Annotated in this window: 16 protein-coding genes, 1 tRNA gene and 1 pseudogene; 15 read left to right on the top strand and 3 right to left on the bottom strand. The window is 35.5% G+C overall.

The annotated features are described in order from the left end of the window. Window positions 1–20 precede the first annotated feature (20 nt). The 9 genes from ACVRZD_RS01445 to ACVRZD_RS01405 all read left to right on the top strand — a co-directional run bounded on the left by ACVRZD_RS01445 (window position 21) and on the right by ACVRZD_RS01405 (window position 8,318). Window positions 21–701, top strand: coding sequence for a beta/alpha barrel domain-containing protein (locus ACVRZD_RS01445; protein ID WP_037627461.1), 681 nt, complete (start codon window positions 21–23; stop codon window positions 699–701). A gap of 61 nt (window positions 702–762) precedes the next feature. Next, window positions 763–834, top strand: a tRNA-Arg gene (locus ACVRZD_RS01440). A 70-nt stretch (window positions 835–904) separates the two neighbouring features. Next, window positions 905–2,119, top strand: a complete 1,215-nt coding sequence (locus ACVRZD_RS01435; RefSeq protein ID WP_447450191.1) for an FtsW/RodA/SpoVE family cell cycle protein — start codon at window positions 905–907, stop codon at window positions 2,117–2,119. An 87-nt stretch (window positions 2,120–2,206) separates the two neighbouring features. Next, complete coding sequence (locus ACVRZD_RS01430) at window positions 2,207–2,767, top strand: HAD-IA family hydrolase (RefSeq protein ID WP_037627463.1); 561 nt, start codon at window positions 2,207–2,209, stop codon at window positions 2,765–2,767. Next, window positions 2,768–4,720, top strand: a complete 1,953-nt coding sequence (gene gyrB, locus ACVRZD_RS01425; protein ID WP_037627467.1) for a DNA topoisomerase (ATP-hydrolyzing) subunit B — start codon at window positions 2,768–2,770, stop codon at window positions 4,718–4,720. 140 nt (window positions 4,721–4,860) lie between these two features. Continuing rightward, window positions 4,861–6,585, top strand: a complete 1,725-nt coding sequence (gene ezrA, locus ACVRZD_RS01420) for a septation ring formation regulator EzrA (protein WP_037627469.1) — start codon at window positions 4,861–4,863, stop codon at window positions 6,583–6,585. 109 nt (window positions 6,586–6,694) lie between these two features. Further along, entirely contained in the window at window positions 6,695–7,342 is a 648-nt protein-coding gene (serB, locus tag ACVRZD_RS01415) for a phosphoserine phosphatase SerB (protein ID WP_037627472.1), read from the top strand. After that, a complete protein-coding gene (locus tag ACVRZD_RS01410) occupies window positions 7,342–7,773 on the top strand; it encodes a VOC family protein (protein WP_037627474.1) in 432 nt (143 codons plus the stop codon). Before serB ends, ACVRZD_RS01410 begins: the two co-directional genes overlap by 1 nt. Next, window positions 7,773–8,318: a DUF1697 domain-containing protein gene (locus ACVRZD_RS01405; protein ID WP_037627476.1), complete on the top strand. Its 546-nt coding sequence runs from the start codon at window positions 7,773–7,775 to the stop codon at window positions 8,316–8,318. Before ACVRZD_RS01410 ends, ACVRZD_RS01405 begins: the two co-directional genes overlap by 1 nt. Window positions 8,319–8,491: 173 nt before the next feature. Here ACVRZD_RS01405 and ACVRZD_RS01400 read toward each other — a convergent pair whose 3' ends face one another. After that, window positions 8,492–8,935 (bottom strand): YueI family protein, encoded by a 444-nt coding sequence (locus tag ACVRZD_RS01400; protein WP_037627478.1) that lies wholly within the window; start codon window positions 8,933–8,935, stop codon window positions 8,492–8,494. A gap of 222 nt (window positions 8,936–9,157) precedes the next feature. On the opposite strand from ACVRZD_RS01400, the gene eno reads away from it, so the two are divergent. From eno to ACVRZD_RS01385, 3 genes and pseudogenes are all read left to right on the top strand, one after another. Next, complete coding sequence (gene eno, locus ACVRZD_RS01395; protein ID WP_037627481.1) at window positions 9,158–10,465, top strand: surface-displayed alpha-enolase; 1,308 nt, start codon at window positions 9,158–9,160, stop codon at window positions 10,463–10,465. Between the two features lie 230 nt (window positions 10,466–10,695). After that, a pseudogene (gene tnpA, locus ACVRZD_RS01390) lies at window positions 10,696–11,160 on the top strand (IS200/IS605 family transposase). 558 nt (window positions 11,161–11,718) lie between these two features. Beyond that, window positions 11,719–13,125, top strand: coding sequence for a short-chain fatty acid transporter (locus tag ACVRZD_RS01385; RefSeq protein ID WP_037627002.1), 1,407 nt, complete (start codon window positions 11,719–11,721; stop codon window positions 13,123–13,125). 42 nt (window positions 13,126–13,167) lie between these two features. On the opposite strand, the gene ACVRZD_RS01380 is transcribed toward ACVRZD_RS01385, so the two are convergent. Next, window positions 13,168–14,079 (bottom strand): LysR family transcriptional regulator, encoded by a 912-nt coding sequence (locus ACVRZD_RS01380; protein ID WP_037626999.1) that lies wholly within the window; start codon window positions 14,077–14,079, stop codon window positions 13,168–13,170. Window positions 14,080–14,198: 119 nt separating this feature from the next. On the opposite strand from ACVRZD_RS01380, the gene ACVRZD_RS01375 reads away from it, so the two are divergent. Further along, complete coding sequence (locus ACVRZD_RS01375; RefSeq protein ID WP_037626997.1) at window positions 14,199–15,389, top strand: acetyl-CoA C-acetyltransferase; 1,191 nt, start codon at window positions 14,199–14,201, stop codon at window positions 15,387–15,389. A gap of 111 nt (window positions 15,390–15,500) precedes the next feature. On the opposite strand, the gene ACVRZD_RS01370 is transcribed toward ACVRZD_RS01375, so the two are convergent. Further along, entirely contained in the window at window positions 15,501–16,175 is a 675-nt protein-coding gene (locus tag ACVRZD_RS01370) for a helix-turn-helix transcriptional regulator (protein WP_037626995.1), read from the bottom strand. 165 nt (window positions 16,176–16,340) lie between these two features. Between ACVRZD_RS01370 and ACVRZD_RS01365 the strand changes: the two genes are divergently transcribed. Both ACVRZD_RS01365 and ACVRZD_RS01360 read left to right on the top strand, forming a co-directional pair. Beyond that, window positions 16,341–16,700 (top strand): RidA family protein, encoded by a 360-nt coding sequence (locus tag ACVRZD_RS01365; RefSeq protein WP_037626992.1) that lies wholly within the window; start codon window positions 16,341–16,343, stop codon window positions 16,698–16,700. A gap of 35 nt (window positions 16,701–16,735) precedes the next feature. Continuing rightward, entirely contained in the window at window positions 16,736–17,758 is a 1,023-nt protein-coding gene (locus tag ACVRZD_RS01360; RefSeq protein WP_037626990.1) for a PTS sugar transporter subunit IIC, read from the top strand. Window positions 17,759–18,127: the final 369 nt, after the last annotated feature.

Here is an 18,127-nt window from a genome sequence, read left to right as displayed (position 1 = left end):
CTAATTATTTGAGGAAGAATATGAAAATTTCAAAAGAAAATGCTCCTATCGTCATGTCTGATTTAAGACAAGAAATTATCAGAATGCCAGATGTTATCAATCAGTGCTCAGGTATCTATATTTATGGGCGGCGTATCAGGTCTGTATTATTTAGTACAGATGTGTCAATCATTGCTAATCACAATGCAGATGCTATTTTAGCTGTCTATCCATTTACCCCTAATCCAGCAATTCTAAAAAGTATTATGTTAGTTTCCTCAGTTCCAGTATTGGCTGGTGTTGGCGGTGGCCTCACAACGGGATATCGTTCAGCAAATATGAGTTTATTTTCAGAATCGGAAGGAGCCTATGCGGTCGTTGTTAATGCCCCTACAAAAGTTGATACGATTAACACGATTGAACAAATTATTGATATACCAATTATTTATACAGTCGTTTCTGAATGCACAGATATCAAAAGTCGTATTGAAGCTGGTGTTGATATCTTAAATATAAGTGGAGGGATTGACACTCCAAATATTGTTCGCAAAATAAGAAAAGAGTTTCCGGATTTTCCTATTATGGCAACAGGTGGTCCAACCGAAGAGTCCATTCTTGAGGTTATTGAAGCAGGAGCAAATGCTGTGACAATCACACCGCCAACTAATGGACAACTCTTTCGAAAGAAGATGGAAAACTATCGTCAAAGTCAAAAAGAGTAACTGCTAGCTCTTGCAATTCAAGAATTTCTAAGCTAAAATAGATAAGGTACTTATACCTTACGGCTCCTTAGTTCAATGGATATAACAACTCCCTCCTAAGGAGTAGTTGCTGGTTCGATTCCAGCAGGGGCCATTAGAAGAGACCATTTTTTGGTCTTTTTCATTTAGTTAAAGAGAAAGCATGATGAGAAAGTGGGTGTGTGATGTTTAAAAGACAAACTAGATTAGACAGTAAGATTGATTATGGCATTGTTTGGCCAGTATTTTGTCTGATTGTTATAGGTCTTTTCTCAGTATATGTTGCTACGTTTAATGATTACCCACAGAATGTGTCAAAAGTCATGATGCAACAAGCACTATGGGTTGGATTTGGGGCCATATTTGCATTCATTCTGATGTTTTTTAGCAGAAGCTTATTATGGAAATTAACCCCCTTCTTATATATCTTAGGTATAGGACTGATGATTCTACCCTTGATTTTTTATAGCCCTCAGCTAGTCGCGGCAACAGGTGCTAAGAACTGGGTAACTATTGGTTCCGTGACCTTGTTCCAGCCCTCAGAATTTATGAAAATTTCCTTTATTTTAGCTTTGGCGAGGTTAACAGTTTGGTTTAAAGGGAAAAAAGAAAGCCATCAACTTTCAGACGATTGGAAATTAATATTAGCTTACATCTTACTTTCAATTCCAGTATTAATGTTATTAGCCTTGCAAAAAGATTTTGGAACAGCTTTGGTATTCATTGCAATTTTAGCAGGTGTTATATTAGTATCAGGAATTAGTTGGTGGTTCATCCTACCTCTAATTGCCTTCTTTTTAATTGCTGCATTAGCATTTTTTATCATTTTTTTCTTGCCGCAAGGCAAAGAATTTTTATTTAAGTTGGGGATGGATACCTACCAAATTAATCGGATTTCAGCTTGGTTAACCCCTTTTGATTTTTCTGAAACAATCGCATATCAACAAACACAAAGCATGGTTTCCATAGGTAGTGGTGGATTTTTTGGGAAAGGATTTAATCGTGTTGATTTACCAGTTCCAGTAAGAGAAAGTGACATGATTTTTACGGTTATTGCTGAGAATTTTGGTTTTATTGGGGCGGCCCTATTGCTAGTATTGTATTTATTATTAATTTATAGAATGTTGCGATTAACACTGGCTTCGAATAATCTATTCTATACTTATATCTCAACAGGTTTTATTATGATGATCTTATTCCATATTTTTGAAAATATTGGGGCAGCCATAGGTATTTTACCCTTGACAGGGATTCCGTTACCTTTTATATCCCAAGGGGGATCATCGTTGATATCTAATTTAATTGGAGTCGGTTTGATTTTATCGATGAATTTTCAATATGAACTAGATCGAGAAAAGCAGAGTCAAGCAGAGCTTCGTCGTTCATATAAATATGATTAATAAAGATGGTTTGTTGTAGTGACAGACCATCTTTATTTTTGCGTTATATACTATAAAAATACAGTAAAATATGTTACAATAAAGGGTATGAATTATAAGGATTATATTTGGGACTTAGGTGGAACTCTCCTTGATAATTATGAGACTTCGACTCTTGCATTCCTTAAGACTTTAGAGGAGTTTAATCTTTCCGCCAGTCATGATGCTGTTTTTTCAAAACTTAAAGAATCTACAGCGATAGCCATTACTACATTTGCTCCCTATGAACCACATTTTCTGCATTTTTATAAATTAAATGAAGCGCAGGCTTTGGCTAATCCAATTTGGAAAAGCGGTGCAAAGGAAATATTAAGGAAGATTGTAGCTGATGGGGGCCGGAATTTTTTAGTTTCACATCGTGATAGACAAGTTATTTATCTGCTATCACATGCTAATCTATTAGAGTATTTTACTGAGGTCGTCACTTCAGAAGAAGGGTTTAAGAGAAAGCCAGATCCAGAGAGTATCCTTTATTTAATTAACAAGTATGATATTACAAACGCCTTAGTTATCGGTGACAGGGAAATCGATAAACAGGCAGGACAAGGAGCAGGCCTTGAAAGCTTATTAGTCCAAGAAAATCAGTCCCTTTTGGAGATAGTAAATTAAATGGTTGAAGAAATAAAACAGTCAAACGGAAATGCTCAAGAATATGATGCCAGTCAAATTCAGGTTTTAGAAGGTCTCGAAGCCGTTCGTATGCGCCCAGGTATGTATATTGGATCGACTTCTAAAGAAGGACTCCATCATTTGGTGTGGGAAATTGTTGATAATTCTATAGATGAAGCATTGGCTGGTTTTGCGAGTCATATTGAAGTGTTTATTGAAGAAGACGATTCTATCACTGTCGTTGATGATGGGCGTGGAATTCCCGTCGATATTCAAGCTAAAACAGGTCGCCCTGCAGTTGAAACAGTCTTTACAGTTCTCCATGCTGGAGGTAAGTTTGGCGGTGGCGGCTATAAAGTTTCAGGTGGACTACATGGCGTAGGTTCATCTGTTGTTAATGCCTTGTCAACGCAATTAGATGTTCGCGTCTATAAAAATGGAAGTATTCATTATCAAGAGTTTAAACGTGGAGTCGTTTATGATGACTTGAAAATTATTGGTGAAACTGATTTAACAGGGACAACTGTGCATTTTACGCCAGATCCTGAAATCTTTACGGAAACAACTGAATTTGACTTTGACAAGTTAGCTAAACGTATTCAAGAGTTAGCATTTTTAAATCGAGGATTACGCATCTCTATTTCAGATAAACGTTCTGGAATAGAGCAAAAGAAAGATTATCTTTATGAAGGTGGTATTTCAAGTTATGTTGAATTCTTGAATGAGAAAAAAGATGTTATTATTGACCATCCTATTTTTACTGATGGTGAGATGGATGGCATTGCTGTTGAAGTCGCAATGCAGTACACAACAGGCTACCATGAAAACGTGATGAGTTTTGCTAATAATATTCATACTCACGAAGGTGGTACACATGAGCAAGGTTTCAGAACGGCTTTAACACGTGTTATTAATGATTATGCTAAGAAGAATAAAATCCTTAAAGAAAATGAGGATAATTTAACTGGTGAAGATGTTCGTGAAGGTTTAACGGCTGTTATCTCTGTAAAACACCCGAATCCTCAGTTTGAAGGTCAAACAAAAACAAAATTAGGTAATTCGGAAGTTGTCAAAATCACCAACCGTTTATTTAGTGATGCTTTTCAACGTTTTCTCCTTGAAAATCCTCAGGTTGCTCGTAAAATTGTAGAAAAAGGAATCTTGGCTTCAAAAGCTAGAATTGCTGCAAAACGTGCACGTGAAGTAACCCGTAAGAAGTCTGGTCTTGAAATTTCTAATTTACCTGGTAAACTAGCGGATTGTTCATCAAATAATGCCAGTCAAAATGAACTCTTTATCGTCGAAGGAGACTCTGCTGGTGGATCAGCTAAATCAGGCCGTGATCGTGAATTCCAGGCAATCTTACCGATTCGTGGTAAAATTTTGAATGTTGAAAAAGCAACTATGGATAAAATCCTTGCCAATGAGGAAATAAGAAGTTTGTTTACGGCAATGGGAACTGGTTTTGGTGCCGATTTTGACGTTTCAAAAGCTAGATACCATAAGTTAGTTATTATGACGGATGCTGATGTTGATGGTGCCCACATTCGTACATTATTATTAACATTAATTTATCGCTTTATGAGACCTGTTTTAGAGGCTGGATTTGTTTACATTGCGCAACCGCCGATTTATGGTGTTAAAGTTGGGAGTGAAATAAAAGAGTACATTCAACCAGGTGCTAATCAAGAAGAATTGCTAAAAGTAGCGCTTGATAAATATAGCGTTGGTCGTTCAAAACCTTCTGTTCAACGTTATAAAGGCCTTGGTGAAATGGATGACCATCAGTTATGGGAGACAACAATGGACCCAGAACGTCGTTTGATGGCACGTGTTACAGTTGATGATGCAGCAGAGGCCGATAAAGTATTTGATATGCTGATGGGTGATCGAGTTGAACCAAGACGTGAGTTTATTGAGGAAAATGCCGTCTATAGTACGCTTGATATTTAAGCAAATTTCCTTTGAAAAGCGTTTTAAAGTATGTTATAATCGTAACGTTATAATGTATTTTAATATAAAATTTAATAAATGGCGTTTGAAGATAGTTAAATAAGTTATGTTCAATCGCAAAACATAATAAGGAGAAAAGGATGTCGAGCGGAATTATCTTGCTGATTGTAGCAATCGTCTTATTGGTGATTATTGCTTATCTTATCGGCGTAATTATTCGTAAAAGAAATGATTCGTTAATCAAAAATCTAGAAGAAAGAAAATTAAAACTTTTTGGTTTACCTGTTAACGATGAAGTTGAGGAGGTTAAATCACTCCATTTAATTGGACAAAGTCAAACATCTTTTAGAGAATGGAATCAAAAATGGGTTGATTTAACGATGAACTCATTTGCTGATATTGAAAATCATCTTTTTGAAGCAGAAAAATTGAATGATACCTTTAATTTTATTCGTGCTAAACATGAAATTACAAATGTTGACAGTCAATTAGATTTAGTTGAAGAAGATATTACATCAATTCGTGAAGCACTTGGAATTTTAAAAGAACAAGAAGAGAAAAATAGCGCACGTGTTACTCATGCCCTTGACTTATATGAGCAATTACAAGCATCTATTGCAAATAACGAAGGCAAGTATGGTAGTACAGAATCTGAAATTGATAAACAAATGAAGAATATTGAAACTGAATTTTCTCAATTTGTTACACTCAATTCATCAGGTGACCCGGTGGAAGCCTCTGAAGTTTTAGACAAAGCCGAAGAGCACACTATTGCATTAGGTCAAATTACTGAGCAAATTCCTGAAATTGTTGGAAAACTTGAAGAAGATTTCCCTGAGCAAATGGATGACTTAGAATCTGGTTACCGTCGCTTGTTGGAAGAAAATTATCATTTTCCAGAATCTAATATTGAAGTTCGTTTTCAAGAAGTTCGTGAAGCAATCCGTAGTAATGCTAGTGAATTAGTAACTTTGGATCTGGATCGTGCTAGAGAAGATAATGAGCACATACAGGAACGTATTGATGTTTTATATCAATTGTTTGAACGTGAAATTGCAGCTCATAAAAATGCCCATAAAGATAGTAAAATCTTACCAAAGTATTTGACACATGTTAAAGAAAATAATGATAAACTGAAAAATGAATTATCACGTCTTTCTTACAAATACATTTTAAATGAGAATCAAGCACTTCCTGTAAAAGGTTTTGATAAGGATATCACTAAGATAGAAGAATCTGTTTTAGAAAATGCCCAATCATTTGGCTCACAAGAAATTCCGTTTTCAGAATTAGAAGTGAGATTTGATAAAGCTCTCAAAACACTTGCAGTTGTTGAGTCTGGTCAAATGGATGTTTTTGAAGAAATTAAGGGAATTGAAAAAACAGAAGAGACTGCGCGTCGTGATATTGATATCTATGTTGCGCAATTGCATATGATTAAACGCTTCATGGAAAAACGTCATTTACCAGGTATTCCACAAGATTATTTGACAGCATTTTTTACAACTAGTACACAACTTGAAGCCTTAATGGATGAGTTAAGTAAAGGTAAGATTAATATTGATGCTGTTGGCCGTCTAAATGACATTGCAAAATCATCAATTGCTAACCTTGAAGAGTATACTTATCAAGTAGTTCAAAATGCGACATTAACAGAGCAACTGTTACAGTATTCAAATCGTTACCGTAGTTTCGAAGCAGGTGTTCAAAATTCTTTTGAAATTGCAATGCACCTTTTTGAAATTGACTATGATTACCAAGGGTCATTTGATGAGATATCATATGCACTAGAAACTGTTGAACCTGGTGTAACAAGTCGCTTTGTCACATCGTATGAGAAAACAAGAGAATATATTCGTTTTTAAAAAACTTGAGTTTGAACTCAAGTTTTTTGCATATTCTTGCAGGACTACTCTATTTCTAGTAGAATATGATAAATGATTAGCACTTAAAGTGGGAAGGTAGAAATCAGAAATGGAAAAAGTTGAAGGCTTATTTGTAATGGATGTTGACTCAACACTTGTCAAAGAAGAAGTGATTGACTTATTGGCTGAAGAAGCAGGATATGGGGAAGAAGTAGCGCAATTAACTGACTTGGCGATGAATGGACAGTTGAATTTTGAAGAAGCACTAAGAAAAAGAGTTTCCTTATTGGAAAATCTTCCTGTGACTATTTTTGACAAGGTATCTAAAAAGATTCATTTTAATAAGGGAGCCAAAGAGCTAATAGATGCGTTACATGCAAGGCATTTTAAGGTTGGCTTGGTTTCAGGAGGATTCCATGAAACAGTTGATATCCTAGCTGAAGAATTAGGAATTGATTATGTGAAGGCAAATCATTTAGGAAAAGAAAATGGGAAATTAACAGGTCTACTCGAAGGTGATATCGTAACAAAAGAGGTCAAGTTACAACAGCTAAGAAAATGGGCTTCTGAAAATAATTTGGAAATAGCACAAACAATTGCGATGGGAGATGGCGCAAATGATATTCCTATGATTGAAGCTGCAGGTATTGGAATTGCATTTTGTGCAAAAGAAATTGTAAAAACTGCTACACCATATCATATTAATAAAGGTGATTTAATGGAAGCCATCACATTTTTAGAGGAAAGAGAGAAATAATGAACCGAATTAATTTAATTTGTTTAGGCGTTCGAGATATGGCAAAAAGCGTTACATTTTACCGTGATGGTCTTGGGTTTGAAACGAAAGAAATAGAAGATAATCCGACTGTGATTTTTTTTAATAACGCTGGTACTAAACTGGAACTTTATCCTATTGACTTGCTATCTGATGATTTCGGTGGTATACTACCAACCTTAGAACCCAATCAATTTAATGGAATGACACTTGCTTACAATACCAAAAGCAAAGAAGAGGTTGCATCAACTATATCTTTGGCACGACAATCGGGTGCTCGAATTCTAAAAGAGCCACAAGATGTTTTCTGGGGAGGTTATCACGCCTATTTTGCCGATCCAGATAATTATGTTTGGGAAGTGTGTTGGAATCCAGAGATGCCTTTTGATGAGAGTGACATGGTGATAGTATAATGGACTATATCTTATTATTAAGAGGTATAAATGTAGGTGGCAACCATTCTGTGAAAATGGCTGAGCTGACAGTGGATTTAACAAATTTAGGACTAGATCAAGTTACAAGCTATATTAATAGTGGTAATCTCTTTTTTACTAGTAAAAAATCTAAAGAAAAGATTCAAGAACTGTTAGAATCCTATTTTTCCCAAAGCTACGCATTTCCCATTCCATTTATCGTGTTACAACACCAATCATATTTAGATGAATTTAGTCACTTGCCAGAGTGGTGGTATCAGGATCACTTCAGGAAAAATGCCTTATTTTTCTTACCAAGTGTAACAGATAATGATATTAAACAGTTTATGGCTGAATTGGATAGGGTGCAGGATGAGTGTATTCATGTGGGCAAGTTTGCAATTTATTGGAGTATTGCAAAAGAAGAGGCTTATTCTCAATCATTTTACCATGCAAAATTTATAAAAACCAAATTGTATAAGCTTGTCAGCATCCGCAATTACAAGACTAGTTACTACTTAGCCTATCAAAAAAAGGCAAAATAAGAGTGGGACAAAAATCAGTAATTTCGTAGAAATTTAATTTTATCGTCCCACCTCCACAAAGTTGAGTAGAGCTGAAACAGTTGATTTTCAACGTATTAGAGCCCACTCAACCACTACGCTACATACATAAATCTTTATAAAAGATAGAGTCTGAGAACATTTGTCCCAGACATTTATTTACCAAAAATAGTGTCCCAAAAGGACGTTTTTTTCTCAGGTATAGTCTTTTTATCCTCTGGAATAGCATCTGAAATTGATGTTTGGTCTAAATTAATAGCATGATCTGTATGGAGAACAAGTGCGAAGGGAGAAGTAGCGCCTGTCTCATCTATGATTGTTGAAGGGATACCCTTTTTGCTTGCTAATTTCATAAAGAACATTTGATATTCTGAATCTAAATCAGCTGAGAGCTTAAGTGATAATGGGGAATAGTCAGCGACATATGAAGGCAAGAGACGTTCAAATTCACTTTTGGCAATTTCTTCTTCAATTCCCACTAATGGAATAGTTAACAAGACACGTTCAGCATAAGTTCCTAAGTAGTATCTTTGTTGATCAGGATCAAGTCTAGTTTCACCCAATGCACCTTTTAATATCTTCTGATCTAATGACTCCATAAAAGCCTCCTTCACTCATTTAAGTTCATTATACTTATTTTCAAAAGAAAAAGCTATTAAAATCCGTATTTTCAGGGCTTTCTTAGGATTTGAAATACTACAATCATTTTTTCATGAAATCGAATTCAAGTTTTCAAAAGTACGCTTTTTAAGTTGATAATAGGCTAAGTTTGTGGTATTATTAACATGTAAAAAATTAAAACTCATAAGGAGAGTATTATAATGTCAATTATTACTGATGTTTACGCTCGCGAAGTCTTAGACTCACGCGGTAACCCAACACTTGAAGTAGAAGTTTATACAGAATCAGGTGCTTTCGGACGTGGTATGGTTCCTTCAGGAGCTTCAACTGGTGAGCATGAAGCAGTTGAACTACGTGATGGCGACAAATCTCGTTATAACGGATTAGGAACTGAAAAAGCAGTTGACAATGTAAACAACATTATCGCTGAAGCAATCATCGGTTTTGATGTACGTGATCAACAAGCTATTGACCGTGCGATGATCGCTCTTGACGGAACTCCTAACAAAGGTAAACTTGGTGCAAACGCAATTCTTGGTGTTTCTATTGCCGTAGCTCGTGCTGCAGCTGACTACCTTGAAGTACCACTTTACAACTATCTTGGCGGATTCAACGCTAAAGTACTTCCAACTCCAATGATGAACATCATCAATGGTGGATCTCACTCAGATGCTCCAATTGCTTTCCAAGAATTCATGATCATGCCTGTAGGTGCTACTACATTTAAAGAAGCTCTACGTTGGGGTGCTGAAGTCTTCCATGCGCTTAAGAAAATTCTTAAAGAACGTGGACTTGTTACAGCTGTTGGTGACGAAGGTGGATTTGCACCTAAATTTGAAGGTACTGAAGATGGTGTAGAAACAATCCTTAAAGCTATCGAAGCTGCTGGATATGAAGCTGGCGAAAATGGAATCATGATTGGTTTTGACTGTGCGTCATCTGAATTCTACGATAAAGAACGTAAAGTATACGACTATTCTAAATTTGAAGGAGAAGGCGGAGCTGTTCGTACTTCTGCAGAACAGGTTGATTACCTTGAAGAACTTGTAAACAAATACCCAATCATCACTATCGAAGATGGTATGGATGAAAACGATTGGGATGGATGGAAAGTTCTTACTGAACGTTTAGGCGGACGTGTTCAATTAGTTGGTGACGACTTCTTCGTTACAAATACTGATTACTTAGCACGTGGTATCAAAGAAGATGCTGCTAACTCAATCCTTATCAAAGTTAACCAAATTGGTACATTAACTGAAACTTTTGAAGCTATTGAAATGGCTAAAGAAGCTGGTTATACTGCAGTTGTATCACACCGTTCAGGTGAAACTGAAGATTCAACAATTGCTGATATCGCAGTTGCAACTAATGCAGGACAAATCAAAACTGGTTCATTGTCACGTACAGACCGTATTGCTAAATATAACCAATTACTTCGTATCGAAGATCAACTTGGTGAAGTTGCTCAATACAAAGGAATCAAATCATTCTACAACTTAAAAAAATAATCTCATTATTTGATTAATGTTTAGAAACATTGATTTTAAAGCATTCTAGGGAGTCATCCTAGGATGCTTTTTTTCTTTATGTGACTTTCAGTCCGTTTCGCTCCGCAGGTGCGAAACAAAAAAACCACCCGCTATGCGGGTGCGCGTCGAAAGTTATACTACCAAAAAACTCCAAACGCGCTACAATATAGGTGTTCAAGCCAATTGTAAAGCGAGAGGAGTAAAAAAATATGGCGCAAAAGGCACATAGTTTGTCACACACAAAGTGGCTGTGTTCTATCACATTGTGTTCACCCCTAAGTATAGACGAAAAATAATCTATAATCAATATAGAGGTAGTTTAGGAGAAATTTTTCAAAGATTATGTCGCTATAAAGGTGTAGAAATAATAGAAGGACATCTGATGCCAGATCATGTACACATGTTAGTAAGCATTCCACCAAGGTTAAGCGTTTCAAGTTTTATGGGATATTTAAAAGGTAAGAGTGCACTTATGATGTTCGACAAGCACTCCAATCTGAAATATTAATTTGGGAATCGACACTTTTGGGCAGAAGGTTATTATGTTAGTAGGTTGGATTAAATGAAGCTACAATAAAAAAAATTATATTCAAGAACAAGAAAAACATGATATAGCACTAGATAAATTGAGTGTGAAAGAATATGAGGATCCCTTTAGGGATAATAGCAAGTAATACAAATGCCTCTTTAAGAGGCTGGTGACGAGTCAAAAGCAATAAGGCTTGAACAAAGTGAAAGCCAGCGTCTTTAGGCGCTGGCTAGTTATTTGGGCTTATAGCCCTAGACCAAACCACCCGTTTGACGGGTGGTTATGATTTTCAACTACCCAGTTGATTGGGAAATAATCACTTGCTATGTTTTGATGTCTTGTTCCATTTTTTTAGGGATATAAGACTACCTACAGTTTAGATTCTTGTGAGACTAGAACTTTTAAATTTGACTCCTTATTGAATGCTTAAGCAATGCTAATAACAAAGCCGTATATTGCTTTTTGAAGGGATTCGGTTGTAATAATGGTGTTTATTGCCGTCTCGTGAAGTGTTCGTTAAAGAAGATAGTAACTAGCATAACTTTTCATTATAGGTAGGATAAGATATTGGAATTTGCATTTTAATGAAAACGGTTTTATGATTAGGTTATCTACTGAAATAGGTAAACCTTGACCAAACATTTCTTGAACGCCTTACACAATTTCTTTTAGCTATTTCAGAATTATTGAAAGGAATCATTTCATGAATAATCAAATAAGAAAAAAATCTTTCATGGATCGGTATATTGACGGCTTCACTAAATGGATGCCGGAATCTTTATTTATTTGCTTCATCTTAACGTTTCTAGTTGTAGCGATGGCTTTGACAATGACAAAATCACCTTTGATCGGTGATGAAAAAATGGGTGGCATCATTTATGGCTGGGTTAACGGATTTTGGGGCTTGCTGTCATTTGCGATGCAAATGACGATTCTTCTTGCGACTGGTAATGCAGTAGCAAGTTCACCACCTGCTCAAATGATATTTAAAGCATTAGCTAAGATTCCTAAAACAAGGGCACAGATTATTATTTTTTCTGTTTTAATTGGATCATTGTTTGGCTTTCTTCATTGGGGGCTTGGAATGATGGTAGCCATTGTTTTTGGTAAAGAGTTATTGGTTCAGGCACGTTTAAAAGGCATTAAAGTGCATACGCCGCTGTTTGTTGCTACCTTATTTTTTACTTTCTTACCTGCGACATCTGGAATGTCTGGTGCAGCTGTGCTCTATGCAGCTACTCCTAATTATTTAAAAAATAGTGTTGCTGAGTCATACAAGGAACTAGTTCCAGTTAATGTGCCATTGACGGACTCAGTCTTAAATTTACCATTTATAAGCTTGTTAGTGATCTGTATGTTGATTCCTATCTGCTTTGCTTTGTATGCCCATCCTAAAGAGAATAACAAAATTGCTGAATTGGATGATGAGATTTTCAATAACAGTTTAAAGAGTGGCGAGCATCTGAATATTGCTAGGAATACCCCTGCTGAAAAGATGAATAGTTCACGACTTGTCATGTATCTGACTGGTGGTACTATTTTCACTTATAGTATCTTCCATTTTTCAAAAGTTGGATTATCAGGATTAGATTTAAATAGTTTTAATTTTCTGTTTCTAGGATTAGGTTTGTTGCTCTGTGGTCAACAAGGCCCAGACTACTATGGCAATTTATTTAAATCGGGTGTCATGTCATCATGGGGCTTGATCCTGCAATTTCCATTTTATGCTGGTATATTTGGCATTATTCAAAATACTGGACTTGGTCTTGAAATTTCACACTTTTTTGTGAGTATCTCTAATGCTACGACTTGGCCAGTTTTTGCCTTCTTATATTCTGCCTTATTAAATGTAGCAGTCCCTTCAGGTGGCTCTAAATTTGTCATTGAGGCACCTTATATCATCCCTGCAACCTTAGAAGTTGGTAATAGTCTTGGAAAGATTTTACAAGCTTATCAGTTAGGTGATGCCACTACAAATTTGATTGTTCCATTCTGGGCTTTATCTTATTTGTCGCACTTTAAATTGAAATTTAATCAAATTGTGGCCTACACACTGCCAAGTGTTTGTCTAGTCTTTCTAGTTGTGATTACCTATCTTTTAGTATTTTAAAGAGAGTGTCTGTCCCACTCTCTTTTTGTGTATTAAAGGCTATTATATTGAATAGTGAGAGAAGTAATCCAAAATAGCATTTTTTATGTATGATTTTAAGTGGCTGGCCTTATTTTTCTTCAGAGATGTTAATACGATTTCCCACTGAGCGTCTTCTTGCAAAGACACTTCCGTTATGCCCTTCATATTTGCAAATTGAGCAATTGGCCTAGGAAGAATGGTTAAGTAGTTAGAATGGCGTGTTGCATTTAAGAGAAAGTCCCATGATGATGAAAAGAATTTAATTTTTGGGGAAACACCAACCTGTTCAAATAAATTTTTTAGTTGATGATGAACCATGAAATTACGATCAAACATCACAAAATTTTCGTTATGCAATTGTCTTAATGAGACAGGCGTCTCATCGCCAAATTTAGTCTTGTAAGTTGAATGACTCATGTAAAGACATAAGCGATCTCTTAAAAGAATTGACATATCTGCAATTGAAGGATCAAGTGCTGTTGGCGTGAGTAAAATGGCAAAATCAACTTCATTTAGAATTAATTTTTTTTGCAATTCGTATGCTCCGGCTTCAATTATGGTAAACTTAATATCGGGGTTATCTTCTATTAATTTGGGAATTAAATCTGAAAAAACTAAGCCGGATATTAATTGAGGAATACCAATGGTGATTTGACCTTTATATTTTTTTGAAGTGGTTCTTAGATCAGCCATTAATTGCTCATGAGATGAAATAACTAACTTAGCATTTTCATAAAAACGTTCTCCAACTGATGTTAATCCAACTAGTCTTCCTTTTTTTCGTTGAAAGAGAGTAATATCTTCCTCAAATTCAATTGTTTTTATATAATTACTAAGTGCAGGTTGTGAGATATGACATCGCATTGCTGCCTTAGTCAAGTTAAAATTGCAATTGACAATTTCAATAAAATAAGACAAATTGGAAATATTCATAAGTGCCTCGTATTCTATAAATTTTTGTGATATCTATTATAACAAAATTATAGTCGAATATTTTAAAAATAATAATATAATAGTTATGTAAGCGTTTTAAGAATAAAAAAGGAGTATATATGTCAAAAGAAGTAGTCGTAGTATCAGCCTATAGAACACCAATCGGAAATTTTGGAGGAGCCTTCAAAACGGTTTCTGCAGTTGATTTAGGGGTAACAGTCGTTAAAAAGATTTTAGATAGCACACACATTTCACCGGAGCTTGTTGAAGAAGTGATATTTGGAAATGTCCTCCATGCCGGACTAGGTCAAAATGTCGCAAGACAGATTGCTCTTCATTCAGGTCTTCCGGTTACAACTCCAGCATTTACATTAGATATGGTTTGCGGTTCGGGTTTAAAATCAGTTGAATTAGGTGCCCTCAAAATTTTATCAGGCGATGCAGATGTTATTTTGGTCGGTGGGACAGAGAATATGAGCCAGGCGCCATATGTTATTCAAAATCAAAGATGGGGTTCACGGATGGGAGAATCCAAAGTTGTGGATACCATGATTTCAGATGGTTTGAGTGATGCCTTTAACAACTACCATATGGGAATTACGGCAGAAAATGTTGCCAAGCAGTATCATTTAAGTAGACAAGAGCAGGATCAGTTTGCTTTTAGTAGTCAGCAGAAAGCAAAAGCGGCTATTGAAGCTGGTCGTTTTGAAGATGAGATTGTACCTGTCATTGTTCCACAACGTCGTGGAGAAGACCTTGTAGTGGATAAAGATGAGTATCCAAAACCAGATACGACTTTAGAAAAATTAGCAAAATTACGACCTGCTTTTCTAAAAGAAGATGGCACAGTTACTGCTGGAAATGCTTCAGGTATTAATGATGGCGCAGCTGCTTTACTTTTAATGAGTCGTGAAAAAGCTGAGCAACTTCAATTACCTATTCTAGCAACAATTGTAAGTACGGCAAGTGCCGGTGTTGAACCAAGTCTAATGGGTTGTGGTCCAATTCCAGCAAGTCGCAAAGCTTTAACAAAAGCTAATTTAGGGATTGATCAGATTGATTTAATCGAAGCTAATGAAGCTTTTGCGTCGCAATCATTGGCTGTCGCAAAAGAGTTGAACTTTGATTCAACTAAAATTAATGTTAATGGCGGAGCAATTGCCCTAGGACATCCGATTGGTGCATCTGGTGCGCGGATTTTAGTCAGCTTAATTTCTGAAATGAATAAACGAGATGCTCAATACGGCTTAGCTACCTTATGTATTGGAGGTGGCCAAGGACAGGCTGTCATTGTAAAAAACACAAAATAGGCTCACCTTTATGTTTCGCTAATTATCGTGGATTTAAAAAAGACTTCTAGATTTGACTTAGAATACAGAGCATTCTTTAGTCCGGCTAGGAGTCTTTTTGTCTATTATATACTAATCTATTTCAACTTTTTTTAAATAGCGGTAGACACTAGGTTCTGATATTTTCAGAATTTCAGCAACCTTGGAAACGGCACCTTTTAGTTGAAATACGCCTTTTTCAGATAATTTAGTAACAATTTCTACCTTGACGTCTTGGCTGAGTTGAATATTTTGATTGATTAATGAGGGATCAATAATTTCACTGATGATATCTTGAATATTATTTGATAGGACTTCGACTGGTTCTTCTTGAGTAATAATAGTTGCCTTTGGCGCTAAATCAGGAATAATTTGTCCTAGGTCTAAATTGGCTAATGATAAAACATTAGTAGCAATACTCTTGTAAGCAGAGATATCTAGGTTAATGCAGAGCATGCCTTCCAATTGACCTTGCTCATTTTTAATGAAATAAGTTGACCCACGGACTTCTTTATTTTCTGGACTTACGATTGCTTTATAGTTGGTAACATAGTCTTTTTCTAAGAAAACTTTTTTATTGATTAGATCTAAAGCAAAAGTAGTGAGAGGTGAACTTTTAGTTCGACCACTAATATGATTATTGACTATTTCACCAATGTAGATATCATCTTCATCAATGACATGAAGAATAATTTCATAGTTTTTACCTAAAACACCACTTAAAAATGCAATAACGGTTTTCCAATGATTTAATTGTTCACTTTTCATAATGAATTTCCTTTACTGTTCTATTATTACTATAGTAATACATTTCCAAATAAAAGACAATTAATAATTATCCTAATAATAAAAAATTATTAAAATAATAAAATTTTATTGACTATGAATCCGATTTCATGTAAAATTTAACTATATCAAAAAGGAGGTTCACGTATGAATGGGTATCCCAATGCATTTGGGCCATATTCTATTTACAGAATCGAGGGTAATGTGCTCTACCTTTCAGGTCAATTGCCAGTTAATCCAGAAACGGGTTGTCTATCTAATGACTTTAAAGAACAGTGTCAGCAAGCTTTCGATAACGTTAACAGTATTCTAAAAGAACATCATCTTAATTTGAATGCTATTTTTAAACTGACCATTTATCTAAGCGATATATCATATTTTGATCAATTGAATCAGATAATGATTAGTTTATTTGACAAGCCCTATCCTGCTCGAACAGTTTTTCAAGTAGGCGCATTACCACAAGAAGCTTTTATTGAAATAGAAGCTATGGCAAAATTATCGTAACAAAATTTATTATAAAGAATGGCGGAAAATTTTTTATGGACATTATTATTGGTACAGGTCTCCTCTTACTCGTGTTAGCCTTGTTTACACTTTTTAACTACAAGGCACCACATGGTACAAAAGCAATGGGAGCTTTGGCAGCAGCAGCTTGTGCATCTTTTTTGGTCGAAGCCTTCCAAGATTCATTTTTTGGTCAGGTATTAGGTTTTAAATTCCTCAGTGAAGTTGGAGCATCAAATGGATCAATGGGCGGTGTCGCAGCAGCAATTTTAGTAGCAATTGCAGTTGGTGTAACACCAGGTTATGCTGTATTAATTGGTTTATCAGTTACAAGTTTTGGTATTTTACCAGGTTTTGTAGCGGGTTACTTAATGTCATTTGTTGTTAAATGGATGGAAAAGAAAATCCCTGGTGGATTGGATTTAATCAGTATTATCATCTTTGCAGCTCCGATGACGAGATTGATTGCTAAAGTCATTTCTCCAGTAGTGGACAAAACCCTCCTAACTATTGGTGAAATTTTAACCTCAACTGCTCAAAGTTCTCCAATTATTATGGGAATCATTCTTGGTGGAACAATTGTTGTTGTGGCGACTGCGCCTCTATCATCTATGGCTTTAACTGCCATGTTAGGGTTAACAGGTATTCCAATGGCAATTGGTGCCTTGTCAGTATTTGGGTCTTCATTTATGAATGGTGTCTTATTCCATAAACTTAAACTTGGTGAAAGAAAAGATAATATCGCCTTTGCAATTGAACCCTTAACACAAGCCGATGTGACGTCAGCTAATCCTATACCAATCTATGTTACAAACTTCGTTGGTGGCGCAGCATGTGGTGTATTAATTGCTTTGATGAAGCTAGTAAATGACACTCCAGGAACAGCAACACCGATTGCTGGATTCGCAGTAATGTTTGCCTATAATCCAATGGTAAAAGTTTTAATTACAGCAGTAGGTTGTATTATTTTAAGTTTAATTGCAGGTTATCTTGGTGGTACGGTTTTTAAAAATTATAAAGTAATTACTAAGCAAGAATTACAAGCAATGGATAATTAAATTGATAATCACATTAGGTACTCTCCGAGAAATTTGACAACTCAGACAATTGTCTGAGTTGTTTCAAATAGAAAGCATAGATCTTATTAGTGAACGACTTACTTTTTTCCAAAAAAAGGTGTATTGTAGTTATATAAGCTTAAAAGTGTGTTAAAAATATCTCGTTTCGTATTAGTCTAAGGCTGTTCTAATCAGTTAGTTACTGGTTAGTAATAAGGTGTTTCACTATTATTGCATAGTAGTTTCATAATGACTACAAACACTTTTTAGGAATTGTAGCTGAAAACTACAAATTACTCTGGAAATGATTAATTATTACTGTAAGGAAAGCATGATTGGAGGTTTTGCTTATCTTTACAGACTCCCCCG

It is taken from the genome of Streptococcus hongkongensis, from assembly GCF_053206145.1.
Note: the sequence above shows the minus strand (reverse complement) of the source record. Positions and strands in the feature narration are given on the sequence as shown.